This is a genomic window from Muriicola sp. E247, from assembly GCF_041358175.1.
Lineage (GTDB): Bacteria > Bacteroidota > Bacteroidia > Flavobacteriales > Flavobacteriaceae > Muriicola.
This window is the reverse complement of sequence record NZ_JBGKBE010000002.1, coordinates 434,295-449,576: the sequence shown is the minus strand read 5'-3', so window position 1 is coordinate 449,576 and position 15,282 is coordinate 434,295. Positions and strand designations below refer to the sequence as shown.

Annotated in this window: 14 protein-coding genes and 1 pseudogene; 13 read left to right on the top strand and 2 right to left on the bottom strand. The window is 41.7% G+C overall.

Annotated features, from left to right (window positions below):
- Positions 1-46: 46 nt before the first annotated feature.
- From ACA086_RS05660 to lpdA, 7 genes are all read left to right on the top strand, one after another.
- On the top strand, positions 47-421 hold the full coding sequence (locus tag ACA086_RS05660; RefSeq protein WP_371002373.1) for an ArsR/SmtB family transcription factor: 375 nt from the start codon (positions 47-49) through the stop codon (positions 419-421).
- On the top strand, positions 418-810 hold the full coding sequence (locus tag ACA086_RS05655; protein WP_371002372.1) for a metal-sensing transcriptional repressor: 393 nt from the start codon (positions 418-420) through the stop codon (positions 808-810). Before ACA086_RS05660 ends, ACA086_RS05655 begins: the two co-directional genes overlap by 4 nt.
- 35 nt (positions 811-845) lie before the next feature.
- Positions 846-1,055 (top strand): hypothetical protein, encoded by a 210-nt coding sequence (locus ACA086_RS05650; RefSeq protein ID WP_371002371.1) that lies wholly within the window; start codon positions 846-848, stop codon positions 1,053-1,055.
- 46 nt (positions 1,056-1,101) lie between these two features.
- The gene (gene merTP, locus ACA086_RS05645; RefSeq protein ID WP_371002370.1) at positions 1,102-1,689 is read left to right on the top strand and encodes a mercuric transport protein MerTP; all 588 of its coding nucleotides are present in this window, start codon (positions 1,102-1,104) and stop codon (positions 1,687-1,689) included.
- Positions 1,689-1,895, top strand: a complete 207-nt coding sequence (locus ACA086_RS05640; RefSeq protein WP_371002369.1) for a GDCCVxC domain-containing (seleno)protein — start codon at positions 1,689-1,691, stop codon at positions 1,893-1,895. Before merTP ends, ACA086_RS05640 begins: the two co-directional genes overlap by 1 nt.
- 308 nt (positions 1,896-2,203) lie before the next feature.
- Positions 2,204-2,704 carry a hypothetical protein gene (locus ACA086_RS05635; RefSeq protein WP_371002368.1) on the top strand — a complete coding sequence of 167 codons (501 nt, stop codon included), beginning with the start codon at positions 2,204-2,206 and terminating at the stop codon, positions 2,702-2,704.
- A gap of 122 nt (positions 2,705-2,826) precedes the next feature.
- A complete protein-coding gene (gene lpdA, locus ACA086_RS05630) occupies positions 2,827-4,233 on the top strand; it encodes a dihydrolipoyl dehydrogenase (RefSeq protein WP_371002367.1) in 1,407 nt (468 codons plus the stop codon).
- 16 nt (positions 4,234-4,249) lie between these two features.
- On the opposite strand, the gene ACA086_RS05625 is transcribed toward lpdA, so the two are convergent.
- Positions 4,250-5,434 carry an acyltransferase family protein gene (locus ACA086_RS05625; RefSeq protein WP_371002366.1) on the bottom strand — a complete coding sequence of 395 codons (1,185 nt, stop codon included), beginning with the start codon at positions 5,432-5,434 and terminating at the stop codon, positions 4,250-4,252.
- A 135-nt stretch (positions 5,435-5,569) separates the two neighbouring features.
- Here ACA086_RS05625 and ACA086_RS05620 point away from each other — a divergent pair, with 135 nt between their 5' ends.
- From ACA086_RS05620 to ACA086_RS05600, 5 genes are all read left to right on the top strand, one after another.
- Positions 5,570-6,109: an NADPH-dependent FMN reductase gene (locus ACA086_RS05620; protein ID WP_371002365.1), complete on the top strand. Its 540-nt coding sequence runs from the start codon at positions 5,570-5,572 to the stop codon at positions 6,107-6,109.
- A gap of 67 nt (positions 6,110-6,176) precedes the next feature.
- Positions 6,177-7,484: a tRNA lysidine(34) synthetase TilS gene (gene tilS / locus ACA086_RS05615; RefSeq protein ID WP_371002364.1), complete on the top strand. Its 1,308-nt coding sequence runs from the start codon at positions 6,177-6,179 to the stop codon at positions 7,482-7,484.
- Complete coding sequence (locus tag ACA086_RS05610) at positions 7,481-9,478, top strand: cytochrome c biogenesis protein CcdA (RefSeq protein WP_371002363.1); 1,998 nt, start codon at positions 7,481-7,483, stop codon at positions 9,476-9,478. Before tilS ends, ACA086_RS05610 begins: the two co-directional genes overlap by 4 nt.
- A 52-nt stretch (positions 9,479-9,530) precedes the next feature.
- Positions 9,531-11,927 carry a penicillin acylase family protein gene (locus ACA086_RS05605; RefSeq protein ID WP_371002362.1) on the top strand — a complete coding sequence of 799 codons (2,397 nt, stop codon included), beginning with the start codon at positions 9,531-9,533 and terminating at the stop codon, positions 11,925-11,927.
- Positions 11,928-11,994: 67 nt separating this feature from the next.
- Positions 11,995-13,530 (top strand): YifB family Mg chelatase-like AAA ATPase, encoded by a 1,536-nt coding sequence (locus ACA086_RS05600; protein WP_371002361.1) that lies wholly within the window; start codon positions 11,995-11,997, stop codon positions 13,528-13,530.
- A 97-nt stretch (positions 13,531-13,627) separates the two neighbouring features.
- Here ACA086_RS05600 and ACA086_RS05595 read toward each other — a convergent pair whose 3' ends face one another.
- Positions 13,628-14,389, bottom strand: a complete 762-nt coding sequence (locus ACA086_RS05595; RefSeq protein WP_371002360.1) for a DUF6090 family protein — start codon at positions 14,387-14,389, stop codon at positions 13,628-13,630.
- 106 nt (positions 14,390-14,495) lie between these two features.
- Between ACA086_RS05595 and ACA086_RS05590 the strand changes: the two are divergent.
- Positions 14,496-15,203: pseudogene (locus tag ACA086_RS05590) on the top strand (YifB family Mg chelatase-like AAA ATPase); the annotation flags it as partial.
- Positions 15,204-15,282: the final 79 nt, after the last annotated feature.

Genomic DNA, 15,282 nt, shown 5'->3' with positions numbered 1-15,282 from the left:
GTATTTAAGCATTTGCTTAAATAATAAATTATCCTAACTTTATATTATGGAAAATAATTCTTGTATAAGACAACAAGCCGATATTGAACAAATAAACCGTTGCAAAGACGTAGTTGCGGAATTAAACCAATCGTTCGACTATTTAGCGAATGGACTTTCATTAGTCGGAAATAGTGTACGATTGAAAATACTCCACTTACTCTTTGTGGAAAAAAAACTTTGTGTTTGTGATTTAAGTGATATTCTCGGAATGAATATTTCCGCCATCTCTCAACATTTGAGAAAAATGAAAGACCGAAACCTATTAGAGACGGAAAGAAATGCTCAAACGATTTATTATTCACTTACGACTGAATATGAAAAATTACTAAATCCATTCTTTGAGATACTTGATGAGAATAAAATTTTAGAAGCCTTATGATTTCATTTGATTTAACCAGAAACATTAAAATTTCAGTTAAAACTGCCATTGGTCAGTTAAAATATATTCTGAAACAAGTGGACAATGAACAAGAATCAGAAAACATTTTACTCCAATTTAAAGCGGTGCAGGCTATACTGAACAAAAGTACATTTGAACTTTTAGACGAAACATACCGTAAAGCTATAGCAGAAAAAATATCATCAGCTTCACAAAAGTGTCCTGGAAATTGTGGAAATGAACATAACATAGAACGGTTAAGAAGACTGTTTCCAAACTTTTCCATGGATGAAATTCCACAGAAGCTAAAAGAAGCTCAACAATTAGAAAATGAATTAATAAAATATTTGTCCATTAATAATTTGGACACCCCCCTCCCTAATGACTGATATTTGGGTTATTGTTTAACTTAAAATAGAAAATTATGAAAAACAAAATAATGATAATTGCAGCCGCTGGCATATTGACTGTTGCGGGTCTTACATATGGGTTTACGAAACCAGACAATAGTAGTTGTCCACTTGAAGGCACTTCTGATTGCCCAAAGACTAACTGTCCTTTGGCAGGAACTCCTGAATGTCCATACGATAATGCAATAACAATGGAACTTCCTTCTTGCTGCAAGAAAAAGTAACGCTAAGAGAGGATCTAATCCTCCCTTTATTAATTAGGTACATCTTATGAAGAATACATTATTGATAATAGCAACTGCCTTGTTAAGTTCATTATGCTGTATCACACCCGTTTTGGCTCTTATTGCAGGGACAAGCGGAATTGCTTCAACATTTTCCGGGATAGAACCTTTCAGACCTTATTTAATAGGACTGACAATTTTAGTTCTCGGTTTTGCCTGGTATCAAAAATTAAAACCTCAAAAAGAAATTGACTGCGAATGTGAGACGGACGAAAAAGCCAAATTCATACAATCAAAAAAGTTTCTAGGAATTGTAACTGTATTCGCAATTGTAATGTTAGCTTTCCCATACTATTCCGGAATTTTTTACTCAAACACGGAAAAGCAAATAGTCATAGTTGACAAATCGGATATTAAAACAACTGAATTTAAAATCAGCGGAATGACCTGTGTAAGTTGTGAAAAATACTTAAATCACGAAGTAAATAAACTCAACGGAATTGTAAACTCAAAAGCGTCCTACGAAAATGGAAACGCAATTATTGAATTTGATAAGACCAAAACGAATGAAACGGAAATTGAGAAAGCAATTAACTCAACAGATTATGAGGTAACTGACAAGAAAGTAAAATAATGGCGTCTATATTAAAATCTGAAATTACTTGTCCAAACTGCGGACATAAAAAAATAGAAGATATGCCAACAAACGCTTGTCAATTTTTTTACGAGTGTGAGAATTGTAAGACGGTTTTAAAACCAAACGAGGGACATTGTTGTGTTTTTTGCTCATACGGAACTGTACCTTGCCCACCTATTCAAGAAAATAAAAGTTGCTGTTAAAAACTAAACTCAAAGCCATAGACATTTGCATTTCATGCCAGCCAGAACAAAAGCCAAAAATTACAAAAGAGCATGACTTTACCAGCACTTAAAAACGAGCTGATTAAAAAATTTAGCGCTTAACAGCTCAAACAAGAAAAGTCGAGCAAATACTATAACGAAATCAATTTTGTAAACTTACAGGAGGCACCTAACCGAAAAGTTCGTGTATGAAATCCACTACTTTTCAAAAACAAGACCGATAAAAGGATGTTAAACCAGTCCTCTTTAATATTAGTTCTCCGTACCTTATCTGAAAATCGAAACGTATGGAACGCAAACATTTTATCAGGACTGCCGGGGTCATGGGACTCCTCTTTACGGCCGGGGCAGGGATGAGTTTTAAAAGGCAGGAGGAAGAACAACTGAGTAAGCAAATGGTCCAGGAGTTTGTGGGCGCCTCACACCGCGATATGGACAAGGTAAAGGATATGCTCGAAGCTTACCCCACCTTGCTGAATGCTGCTCACGATTGGAAACACGGGGATTTTGAAACGGGACTGGGTGCCGCAAGTCATGTTGGCTACAAGGAGCTTGCAAAGTATTTCCTCGATAAAGGGGCTCAGGCCAATATTTTTACCGCCTGCTTATTCGGGGAGCTCACGGTTGTTAAATCCATGCTGGAGGCTTTTCCACAGGCACTACATGCCAAAGGTCCACACGGCTTTACTTTATTGCACCATGCAGAAAAAGGAGGGGAGGATGCGACAGAGGTTAAGGAGTATCTGGTTTCTCTCGGGGCCGTGGATAAAAAAATAGCCTTGTATTAAACGAACTAAAAGCTGGTAGGTTCTTCAATTCTTCTTAGCCCATAATTTAAAAACATTCGTATTTTTGTCTGCCGGGAGGACAAGTACTCCCGCAAAAACCTTCTCTAATTTAAAATTACCTTATGACTCAGTTTGATGTGGCTGTAATTGGCTCCGGACCCGGCGGGTATGTGGCGGCCATACGTTGTGCGCAGCTTGGAATGAAAACAGCAATAATAGAAAAGTATTCAACCCTGGGAGGCACTTGCCTGAACGTAGGCTGCATCCCATCCAAAGCAATGCTCGATTCAAGTCACCACTATGAGGATGCCGTAAAACATTTTGAGGATCACGGGATTGAAATCCCTGGAGAAGTAAAGGTGAATCTGGAAAAAATGATCGGCAGGAAACAATCTGTAGTCGATCAAACCACCAAGGGGATTCAGTTCCTGATGGACAAAAATAAAATTGAGGTATTTCAGGGAGTTGGAAGTTTTAAAGATCCCACTCACATTGAAATCAAACCTTCCAAAGGTAAGTCGACTGAAATTGAGGTAAAAAATATCATCATTGCTACAGGCTCCAAACCGGCCAGCCTGCCATTTATCAAATTAGATAAGGAGCGGATTATTACATCAACGGAAGCCCTTGAACTGAAAGAGATCCCAAAGCACATGATCATCATTGGGGGTGGAGTAATAGGCCTGGAGCTGGGTCAGGTTTACAAGCGATTGGGGGCTGATGTCAGCGTTATTGAATTTATGGATCGCATTATTCCCGGGATGGATGCCTCACTTTCAAAAGAGCTTATGAAAGTTCTAAAGAAGCAAAAGGTTAAATTTTACCTGTCTCATAAAGTAAAATCCGTAAAACGCAAAGGAAAAGAGGTGACAGTTGTTGCTGACGACCCCAAGGGAGGTGAACTCACCCTGCAGGGAGACTATTGCCTGGTATCCGTAGGAAGGAGACCGTATACTGACGGACTGAATGCTGATGCGGCTGGAGTAAAAGTGGACGACAAAGGGAGAATAGAGGTCAACACAAAATTACAAACCAATGTGCCTAATATCTATGCCATAGGTGACGTGGTTCGCGGTGCGATGCTCGCTCACAAAGCAGAAGAAGAGGGAACGATGGTTGCAGAAATTATCGCCGGGCAGAAACCACATATCGATTATAATCTTATCCCAAACGTTGTTTATACCTGGCCGGAAGTAGCTTCCGTTGGAAAAACCGAAGAACAACTCAAGGAAAGCGGATCGGCCTATAAAACGGGTCAGTTCCCTATGCGCGCCCTAGGCCGGGCTCGTGCGAGTTCAGACATTGATGGTTTTGTCAAAATACTGGCAGACAAAAATACTGATGAAGTGCTGGGGGTTCATATGATCGGAGCCAGATGCGCCGATTTAATTACCGAAGCGGTAACGGCCATGGAATTCAGAGCCTCGGCAGAGGATATCTCGAGAATGAGTCATGCTCATCCTACCTATGCCGAAGCCGTAAAAGAGGCTGCACTTGCAGCTACAGATGACAGGGCGCTACATGTATAAGTCCGAAAAGGATATTTTAACCTTTAGTTATATTAAATAGCCTTAAAAGTCTGTCCTGTAATATTATAAGAATTTCAGATAGGGAGTAATAAGCACGTAAAGCAAGGGGTTTTCCACTCTTGATAGTTGAACGGATATGTCCTTTGATCATGACCTCGTGCTTGTCGTATTTAAGAGCAGCATAGGAACATACTACCATAAAGGCAAGTGCTCCTCCGATTGCGACTGTCGGACTAAGACTGTGATGGAAAAAGCGGTACAATCCCAAGCCTGTAAAACTGCCGTACAGGATAACAAAATGAATCACATAAATAGAAAGCGTATTTTGCCCAATACGTAACAAGGTAGGCTGGATCAGGTATTTACGAATCAGCATAAATAATGCAAATACAATCAGTACATCGCCCAAACGAATAAAGAGGTAATTATTGGCGACTATATCCCGGAAAAGGGTAATTCCGCTCAATTCGTATAGCGAATAGAAGAGTGGAGAAGAAAAATATACCAGGCTAAAACCGCTTATTAGTGCAAGCCAGATGGCAGATGAATACAGATTCTTATTGGAAAGATATCTTCTGAATAAAACCGCCAGGAACCCGCCAAAGGCTGTATACCCAACCCAGGGTATCACTGTAAAAACAGAACCATTACTTCTGGTAAAATAATTGGCAATTCCCTCAGGCAGGGCCGAATAGGTCCAGGAAGCATACAATGGTTCAAACAGGAAAAGCACCAGGGAAATGCCTGAAAGCGCCAGAGGAAGGGCCCATTTCCTGAGTTTTGCGGTAAGCAGGTATACTGCTATGATCGCCATTATTGAAATCCCTATACAATGAAGTACATCCACCAGGAAAAAAGCATCATATAGTTTGCCTTGCAACAGGCCGAATAAGTTTAATCTCAGGAGGTAGCCAATAAGCAGGAGTTGTAAGCCGCGTTTCAAGCCCTTTTTAATCCTGGGATTCTCAAAACCTGTTTGAGGTACCCTGATAAGAAGGTAGGTAAAAATAAATCCTGAAACAGTAAAAAACACAGGGGCGGTAATTCCCCGGAAATAAAGCCATAAGGAATAAGCTCCATTTTGCGGATCCCTGAAAGCGGGATCGAGCAAACCATCCACAAAATGCCCCTGGAGCATCATCAGGATAGCCCAGGCCCTTATGGCATCTATAAAATGAAGTCGGTTTGTCTTTTGTTCCATACTATTCAACAACCTATATACTTAATTCACAGGGTGTTTGGATGTTTTCAGGTGCAAAATTAATACAATACTTTACATTTAATTCGATTTTACGGTATTTTCGTACCTCTTTGTCATTAATCTTAGATTCAGATCATGAGTAAAATTCTGGCCTTTGCCGGAAGTAATTCTTCCACATCCATCAATTTTCAACTTGTAAAACACACCATTTCATTGATCGAAGGGCATAATATTCAGGTGATGAATATGGCATTATATGACCTACCCATGTTTAGTGAAGACCATGAAAAAGAGTTTGGCTACACCAATTCCCTGGCTGAATTGAGGGATGATATCCGCAATTGTGATGGCCTTTTACTCTCCGTAAACGAACACAACAACAATCCTTCCGCCTATTTTAAGAATCTGATCGACTGGCTGTCGCGACTGGAGCGCAATTTCCTGGAGAACACAAAGATCTTCCTTATGAGTACTTCTCCCGGTAGGAGAGGGGCAAGCAGTTCCCTTGCAAAGACAGAGGATATGCTGCCGAGATTCGGCGGAGAAATAATAGCCACTTTTTCACTTCCCTCATTTAACCATACGTTCAGTTCAGGTGATGGAATAACCGATTCCGAAAAGGCAAAGGAACATAAGCAGGCCCTGGAGAAATGGCTCAACAGCCTCGAGGAATAAAGCTTCCGAAAAAAACGTTGCCGGGATTTGAGATAAGTACCAAGCCTTTCTTTCTTACCTTTGCAGGGTGTTAGACGCATTCAGACAACATATTGCAAAAACTCATTCACAACTATCAGATCGCGCCGGTATAGTAGCCTGTAGCGCAGGAATTGACAGTGTAGTACTGGCACATTTATGTGCTGCCATAGGGTTGAACTTTTCCCTGGCACATTGTAATTTCTTACTCCGAGGTGAGGAAAGTGAAGAGGATGAGCGTTTTGTAAAGGATTTAGCGAAGGAATTGAATGTAAAGCTGTATTCAACCCGGTTCGAAACCAAGGCGTATGCAAGTGAGCACCGACTTTCCATTCAGATGGCGGCGCGGAATCTGCGGTATCAATGGTTCGACGAACTATTGAAAAAAAATGAGTTGTCCTGGGTGCTTACCGCACACCATCTTGATGATACCCTTGAAACATTCCTGATCAATCTTTCAAGAGGAACCGGCCTAGAGGGATTGAGTGGAATCCCGGAGAAGAACAATAAGGTCATTAGACCCCTACTTCCCTTTACACGCGAACAGATTGAGGAATATGCAGGGCTACACAATATTTCCTGGCGGGAAGATCTTAGTAACGAAGACACCAAATACCTGCGAAATAAAATCAGACATGAAGTAGTTCCCGCACTAAAGGAACTTCACCCGACCTTTCTCAGTAATTTTTCAAATTCTTTGCAGTACCTCTCAGGATCTGCCGATATGCTCTCTGATTATGTAAAAGGTTTAAGAGAGGATCTTTTTGTTCCCTATCACAAAGGATATAAAATTTCCCTGGAAGAGCTAAATAAACTACAGCCTGTAGAAAGTTATATGTATGAAATTTTTAAGCCCTATGGATTTACTTCATGGGCTGATGTCACAGCATTACTCTCTGCAATGAGTGGGAAAGAAGTGCATTCCAAAACCCACCGTCTAATCAAGGATAGAAAACATCTTATTTTGCAGGAATTCCCTAAACAGGGGCCTGTAGGTGAAGCTGATGAAATTCCTGAAGTTACCGGTGATCTGCCCCTTGAGATCAGGATTGAGGAGGTTGAAGAGATCAAAGAAAAAAACAATACCATACTATACATAGATAAAGAAACGTTAAACCATAAACTCACTGTCAGGAAATGGAAAAAAGGCGACTATTTTTATCCCCTGGGAATGGAAGGGAGAAAAAAAGTATCTAAATTTTTTAAAGATGAAAAAATGGATGCCGTTGCCAAACAAAATCAATGGCTCCTTTGTTGTGGGGATGACATCGTCTGGGTTATTGGCAGAAGAGCTGATGATCGGTTTAAAATCACAGAAAAAACAAGGAATATCCTCAAGGTTACCTTAGCAGAATGAAAAAACTGATTTCGAATACTGTTTTGTTTTTATTTGCCCTGATGTCTTTTGCTCAGGATGGCGAAGATCCTGTAATTTGGAGTCAGGACCTTATCCCCCTGGGGGATTCTCAATACGAATTGATCATGAAAGCCGCCATAGATGAGGGTTGGCATCTGTATTCACAATTTACGGCTGAAGGCGGCTCGCTCCCCAGTGAATTCACTTATATAAATGAAGGAGCAGAATACGAATTAATAGGCGGCACTACCGAAAGTGCGACCTTAAAAGAGTACAGTGAGATTTTTGAAGTAGAGGAAACGCTTTTTAAGAAAGAAGCTGTTTTTAAGCAGAAAATCCGGATGCTGAAACCGGATATAACTCAGGTGAAAGTAGAGCTTTTCTATCAAGTCTGTAAGGAGGTATGTATACCACAGGATAAAGTATTTTATTTTTCTCTTGACGGATCTGAAATAGCCCCGGCAGAAGAAAGCCTGGATACCAGGAGTATTGCAATGGCCAATGCCCTTAAACTCGATCTAAAAAATAAGGATGTCTTAAGAGGAATAGGTGGAAGTTCTTCAGAAGGGGAGACGGGCCTTCTTGTCATTTTTGGCCTGGGATTTCTGGGGGGATTAATAGCCTTGCTGACCCCTTGTGTTTTTCCGATGATCCCACTAACAGTGTCCTTTTTCACCAAAAAATCACAGTCCAGGTCGAAGGGAATTTTTGATGCCTCACTCTATGGTTTCTTTATCGTGATCATTTATTTTCTTCTGAGTTTGCCTTTTCATCTCTTCGATTCCGTTGACTCTCAGATATTAAATACCATTGCCACAAATATCTGGCTCAACCTCTTCTTCTTCCTGATTTTCGTCTTTTTTGCCTTTTCCTTTTTTGGATATTATGAACTCACCCTGCCCAGTAGCTGGGCAAACAAAATGGATAGTGCTTCCAATCGCGTCGGGGGAGGTATGGGAATATTTTTTATGGCGGTAACCCTGGCTATTGTCTCCTTTTCCTGTACAGGACCTATATTAGGTGGACTACTGGGCAGTACAGCGCTGGCAGAAGGCGATGTAGCGACCAATTTATCTGCGGGGATGCTTGGATTTGGTGTGGCTCTGGCCTTACCCTTTGCCCTTTTTGCCATGTTCCCGGCCTGGTTGCAAAGCCTGCCGAAATCCGGGGGTTGGATGACGACGGTAAAAGTGGTGCTGGGATTCCTGGAACTGGCCCTTGCCTTTAAGTTTTTATCCAATGCCGACCTTGTGGGTAACTGGGGGTTGTTTAAACGAGAAATATTCCTTGGAATCTGGATACTTATCTTTCTCCTTTTGAGCTTATACTTGTTTGGGATTTTCAGGTTCCCTCATGACGGTCCGAAAACAAAACTCTCTTCCCTGAGAAAGATCACAGGTTTTGTCTCAGTAGTGTTCTGTGTATACCTTCTTTCAGGTGCGCTACAAATTACCAATTTGAAGCTTCTAAGTGGCTTTCCGCCACCGGATTTTTATACGCTTGCAGAACAGGATAGTGAATGCCCTCTGGGAATCGACTGTTTTAAGGATTTTGAAACGGGTCGGGCGTATGCCGAAAAGGAAAATAAACCAATCCTCCTCGATTTTACAGGCTGGGCTTGTGTGAATTGTCGTAAAATGGAAGAACATGTCTGGAGTGACCCCGAAGTATTTCAATTGCTCAATGAGGAGTTTGTACTTATATCACTGTACGTAGATGATCGAAAATCACTTCCGGAAAATGAGCAGTTTAAATTCAGGTATGATTCAGGCAGGGTAAAATCGATCGATGAAATAGGGGAGAAGTGGGGCACCTTCCAGACGATTAATTTCAATGCTGCTTCACAGCCCTATTATGTGATGCTTTCACCGGATCTCTACATACTGAATTCCTCCATTCAGAATACAGACACAGCTACTTACGAGAAATGGCTGAAAGAAGGCTTACAAGCGTTTCAGACCTATCAACGAAATATTTTAGTAAGTAGTCGATAGGAACTTCTCAGCGCTATAAAAACACTATCTTTATAGTAAGATTTAAACCAACGTGAAAGCTGTCAGGAAAATAGGATGGGTTCTGTTAGGAATCCTGGGAGTTTTACTCCTTGCAGGTCTGATAATTGTGCAGACCCTGAAACCGGATTATTCGGGTGAGAAGCCTATGGATAATTTAAATTCAGAGGTGACCGTAACCTATGATCCGTATGGTATACCTCATATTGAAGCCACTGAGGAAACAGATGCATTCAGAGCGCTTGGTTATGTTCATGCCCAGGACAGGCTCTGGCAAATGGAACTATTGCGGAGAGTAGCTACAGGTGGACTGTCTGAAGTTTTTGGGAAAGACATGTTACCAACAGATAAGTTCTTTCTTTCCCTGGGTATTGACGATGCCTCCGCAAAGGCAGCAGCCAGGCTCGATCCGGAAAGTCAAACCGCCATACTATCACAAGCTTATCTCGACGGGATAAATCAGTTTATTGAGGAAGGACCGACTCCCGTGGAATTTCTCCTGACCGGTCTGGAGAAAAAACCTTATTCCATTGAAGATATATATAATACGGTTGGCTATATGGCCTTTAGCTTTGCCATGGCCCATAAAACCGATCCCCTCTTAACCGTCATCAAGGATTCTCTGGGTCCCGAATACCTGTCGGATTTGGAAATCAGCAGCAGCCCGAATACAGTTTGGATCCGTAATTACAAAGGTGAGGAAGTAAGTAGTGAAGCGGCTGTGATCTCTGTTACCACAGAGGCCTTGTCCAAATTGCCTGTACCGCAGTTCATCGGGAGTAATAGTTGGGTGATTGGACCTCAGAAAACAAAATCCGGAAAGGTCATTTTTGCCAATGATCCCCATATTGGCTTTGCACAACCTTCCGTATGGTACGAAGCACATGTAAAAACACCATCCTACGAGAAATACGGCTATCATCTGGCCGGGGTTCCATTTCCTTTGCTCGGACATGACCGAAAAATGGCTTATGGATTTACCATGTTTGAAAACGATGATGTGGATTTTTTCTATGAAGTACTTAATTCGGAGGACAGTACAAAGTATAAAACTCCAACCGGCTGGAAATCTCTTGAGGTGGTAACCAAGACGATCAGGGTAAAAGAAGAGGTTGATGAGAACTTCAGCTATACTAAAACTGAAAGGGGGCCTATCCTTAATGGAATTGCCAATCAGATCAATGGCAGACGTCCCATCAGCATGGACTGGATTTACACAAAGGGCGAGAATGAGGTGTTGGAATCCCTCTACGGGATCAGTCATGCCGCAAATATGGATGAATTTAAAGAGGCGCTGCCCAAAATACATGCGCCCGGACTCAACACTATGTATGGGGATGCTGAGGGAAATGTGGCCTGGTGGGCTTCGGCGAAATTATATCAGCTGGGCGACAGCACCCACACAAAGCTGGTGATGGACGGAAGTAAAGATCGGGATAAAAAAGTACGATTTTTAGATTTTACAGAGAATCCACAGTCGGTCAATCCTCCATGGCATTATGTCTATTCAGCAAACAATCAACCAGATTCTATTGCTGGTATGTTATATCCCGGCTATTACCTGCCAGAGAACAGGGCAAAAAGGATCGTCAGCCTGCTCGATGAAAAATCAGACTGGGATGCTGAATCGGTAAGAGCAATGATTACCGACAATATATCATCGGTAAACCCTTCAATCGTCACAGAACTGGCTAAGCTGATTACCGTGGGAGATTTGAACAATGAGCAAACACTCGCTTTAGACCATCTGAATAAGTGGGATGGGAATTATGACACTGAGAATGCTGAAGCTGCAATCTTCCACCGTTGGATCTACTTTTTCTTAAAGAATACGTTTGAGGATGAGTTAGGGGAGGAGCGATTTAAGCAATTTACAAGCACGCATTTTCTCAAAAGACTGATTGCACCCATGGCTGCCAGAGCAAATTCGGTATGGTGGGATAATGTCAAAACCACGGACACTGTAGAGACCAAAAAAGACATCGTACAATCTTCCTATCTCCATGCATTTCAATCCCTTGAAGATGACCTTGGGAAAGATATTACCGACTGGACATGGGGGCGGTTACACACTCTTGAACACGAACACCCTATAGGCCAGATTGCAGCCCTTCGGTTTTTCTTCAATGTTGGCCCTTTCCCGGTTTCTGGTACAAGGGAGGTTATTAATAATATGGCCTTTCAATACAACGGATCGTCTGCTTTTTCAGTTACTGCCGGACCATCCACGCGCAGAGTTATCGATTTCTCAGACGTGGAGAACAGCATGAGTATACTGCCTACTGGGCAATCGGGAAATCCATTTAGCAAGTATTATGAAGATCAGGCAAAAATGTTTGTCAATGGTGAATTTCGTAAAATGCTGATGAATCAGGAAGAAATCAGAGAAACGGCTTCCTCTGTCCTGGTATTACGTCCAAAATCCAAATAATATTTACTTCTAAGGTGAAGCTTAGTTGCAAGATCAGGATTTATCTTATCCTGCTCAATAAGATTACATGCTCACAAAAGTCTATGGCAGTGCTGTATTTGGCATAGAGGCCACTACCGTAGTGGTTGAAGTCAATATAGATAAGGGAATAGGCTATCATCTGGTAGGCCTGCCCGACAATGCAATCAAAGAAAGTAACTTCAGAATAGCAGCTGCCTTACTAAACAATGGATATAAGGTTCCGGGAAAGAAAATAACTATCAATATGGCGCCAGCCGATCTCAGGAAAGAGGGATCGGCCTACGACTTGCCAATCGCCCTGGGGATTCTTGCAGCATCGGGTCAGATAAAATCGGAATTACTATCACAATACCTGATTATGGGTGAACTTTCCCTCGATGGTGGCCTGCAAGCTGTAAAAGGGGCGCTTCCTATTGCCATTAATGCCAGGGAAGAAGGGTTTAAGGGATTGATCATGCCCAGGGAGAATGCCAGGGAAGCGGCAATAGTAAAAGATTTGGAGGTCTACGGGGTAGATGGATTGGATAAAGTGATTCAGTTCTTTAATGAAGGCCGTTCCCTGGAGCAATTTGAGGTGGATACCTGTGCAATATTCAATGAAAATCCAATCAGCAGCGATATCGATTTTTCTGATGTGAAAGGACAGGAAAGTATTAAGCGATGTATGGAGATTGCCGCTGCGGGAGGGCATAATATTATTATGATAGGTCCGCCGGGAGCAGGAAAAACAATGCTAGCCAAGCGTCTGCCTACCATCCTGCCACCCATGACATTGAATGAAGCCCTGGAAACGACCAAAATCCATTCAGTAGTAGGGAAGGTAAACAGTGCCGGTCTAATCTACCACAGGCCCTTTCGAAGCCCCCACCATACAATAAGCGATGTGGCTTTAGTAGGAGGTGGGAGCTATCCACAACCGGGGGAGATCTCCCTTTCGCATAATGGGGTGCTGTTTCTGGACGAATTACCCGAGTTTAAAAGAAGTGTTCTTGAAGTGCTGAGACAGCCATTGGAAGACCGGGAAGTGACTATCTCCAGGGCACGATTTACCATTACCTATCCCAGTAGTTTTATGTTGGTAGCCAGCATGAATCCGAGTCCGTCAGGATATTTCCACGATCCGGATAACCTGATGAATTCCTCTGCTGCGGAGATTCAGAGGTATTTAAGTAGAATTTCAGGTCCCTTGTTGGACAGGATAGACATACATATTGAAGTAACTCCGGTACCCTTTGAAAAACTCTCAGAAGAGCGAAAAGGAGAAGGAAGTGCGGCGATTCGTAGAAGAGTTGTGGCAGCAAGGGCGATCCAGACTGAGAGATTTTGTGAGGAATCCACTATCCACTACAATGCACAAATGAATACTAAGCAGATCAGGCAATACTGTGAATTGGAATCACACGCTTTGAAAATGCTCCAACAGGCTATGGAACGGTTAAAGCTGTCTGCCCGGGCTTATGATCGGATTTTGAAAGTAGGTCGTACAATTGCAGACCTCGCACATGAAGAAAATATTAGTTCTTCACATATTCTTGAAGCCATACAATACAGGAGTTTGGATAGGGAGGGATGGCTCGGGTAGCAAATTGATAACTATTACTAGTAGCCGAGGTTGGCATATCTTTCCAAGTACTTTTTTTTGATTTGTTACTTTTGATATGAAAGAAGGATAGTCTACCTCAGGTCAAATCAATCCTAACGACACTGATACCGACTTTCTCAATTTCTTCAAGTAAGGCGTTAAGAATCCCAATCAGTCTTTTATATTCAAAAATCAGTTTTTCATTATTTTTGAAATCAATTTTTAAAAGATTTCTGGATTTGGGCGATTTTAGAAGAGCCATGAATTCGTTTCTTGCGGCCAGATCGCTTTGATAACAGTCCAAATCTTGAGTATACCTAAACTCGTATGAGTTTTGTTCCTGCCAGAACTTTAACAAGATTCGTAGATCGTCATCCATATCTTTTTCAATAGATTTTATCCGAGGTATTCCGGTGCTATAAAACCAATCAATTTCTTTCATTATATCCCGGTATATTCCGTACTCGGTAATTCCAGAATTTTTAATGTTAGTGTAACTATTTGTATGATAGCGGCTCCCTATAAAGCCTCTTTCAATACTTTTTTCCAAACTGTCACGAGTAAAATTTGTGTAATCGTGGAGGTTTAAAAATGATTTTGCAAATTCATTTGTTACCAATAACTCCTCGCAAGCCCTGTTCAATTGAAAAATATCAATGTCAATATCCTCTACAATATCGTGTAGAATTTTCGTTAACTTCAAATGGTCTTTTCGTTTTTCATTCCAATTATCTACCTGCAGTGCAATCAATATTCCCAAAACCACTAGTAAAATTTCTCCAATAGCATATAAAAGGTATCTGGAGAATTTATTTTGCAAAAGGAGTTGTTTGCGGATTTTGCGGAAGAAGTTGATCATAAGACGCGATTGGTTGGCAGTTACTTGAACAAGGTACTGAATTATCCTTCATGCCTAAGATTAGGATAAATATTGTAAGATTAAACAGACCACCTCATTAGATAGAGTTACAGACGTGGCTTTAGTCGGAGGTGGGAGCTATCCACAATCCGGTGAAATCTCCCTTTCCCATAACGGTGTGTTATTTCTGGATGAATTGCCGGAATTTAAACGCAGTGTGCTCGAGGAACTGAGACAACCCCTGGAAGACAGGGAGGTGACTATCTCCAGGGCGTGATTTACCATTACGTATCCAAGTAGTTTTATGCTGGTAGCGAGCATGAATCCTAGTCCTTCGGGCTATTTCTATGATCCCGACAATACAATGAATTCCTCTCCAGCCGAAATACAAAGGTATCTAAGCAGGATTTCCGGTCCCTTGCTCGACAGAATTGACATCCATATAGAAGTGACTCCTGTGCCAATTGAAAAACTCTCTGAAGAGCGAAAAGGAGAGGGGAGTGCAGCAATTCGTAAAAGGGTAGAGGCTGCACGGGAGATTCAGACAATCAGATTTGTCAATGATACGGCCGTTCACTACAATGCTCAGATGAATTCCAAACAAATCAGGAAATATTGTGAACTGGAGGAACAGGCTATGAAAATACTGAAACAGGCCATGGAGAGATTAAAACTCTCAGCAAGGGCATATGACCGGATCCTGAAAGTATCCAGGACAATTGCAGACCTCGGAAAGGAAGAAAACATCAACTCAACACATATTCTGGAAGCCATTCAGTACAGGAGTCTGGATAGGGAGGGATGGCTGGGATAAGTTAGGTAAAGTTAGAGGTTAGAGGTTCGAGGTACGAAGTTAGAGGTTAGAAGTACTAGGTACGAAGTAGGAAGTGGAA

Bases quoted from the DNA above. Each gene is read 5' to 3' on its own strand.
- ACA086_RS05635 (WP_371002368.1), top strand. From the start codon at position 2,204: ATGGAACGCAAACATTTTATCAGGACTGCCGGGGTCATGGGACTCCTC.
- ACA086_RS05595 (WP_371002360.1), bottom strand. From the start codon at position 14,389: ATGATCAACTTCTTCCGCAAAATCCGCAAACAACTCCTTTTGCAAAAT.
- lpdA (WP_371002367.1), top strand. From the start codon at position 2,827: ATGACTCAGTTTGATGTGGCTGTAATTGGCTCCGGACCCGGCGGGTAT.
- ACA086_RS05610 (WP_371002363.1), top strand. From the start codon at position 7,481: ATGAAAAAACTGATTTCGAATACTGTTTTGTTTTTATTTGCCCTGATG.
- ACA086_RS05620 (WP_371002365.1), top strand. From the start codon at position 5,570: ATGAGTAAAATTCTGGCCTTTGCCGGAAGTAATTCTTCCACATCCATC.
- ACA086_RS05660 (WP_371002373.1), top strand. From the start codon at position 47: ATGGAAAATAATTCTTGTATAAGACAACAAGCCGATATTGAACAAATA.
- ACA086_RS05650 (WP_371002371.1), top strand. From the start codon at position 846: ATGAAAAACAAAATAATGATAATTGCAGCCGCTGGCATATTGACTGTT.
- ACA086_RS05640 (WP_371002369.1), top strand. From the start codon at position 1,689: ATGGCGTCTATATTAAAATCTGAAATTACTTGTCCAAACTGCGGACAT.
- merTP (WP_371002370.1), top strand. From the start codon at position 1,102: ATGAAGAATACATTATTGATAATAGCAACTGCCTTGTTAAGTTCATTA.
- ACA086_RS05600 (WP_371002361.1), top strand. From the start codon at position 11,995: ATGCTCACAAAAGTCTATGGCAGTGCTGTATTTGGCATAGAGGCCACT.
- ACA086_RS05655 (WP_371002372.1), top strand. From the start codon at position 418: ATGATTTCATTTGATTTAACCAGAAACATTAAAATTTCAGTTAAAACT.
- ACA086_RS05625 (WP_371002366.1), bottom strand. From the start codon at position 5,434: ATGGAACAAAAGACAAACCGACTTCATTTTATAGATGCCATAAGGGCC.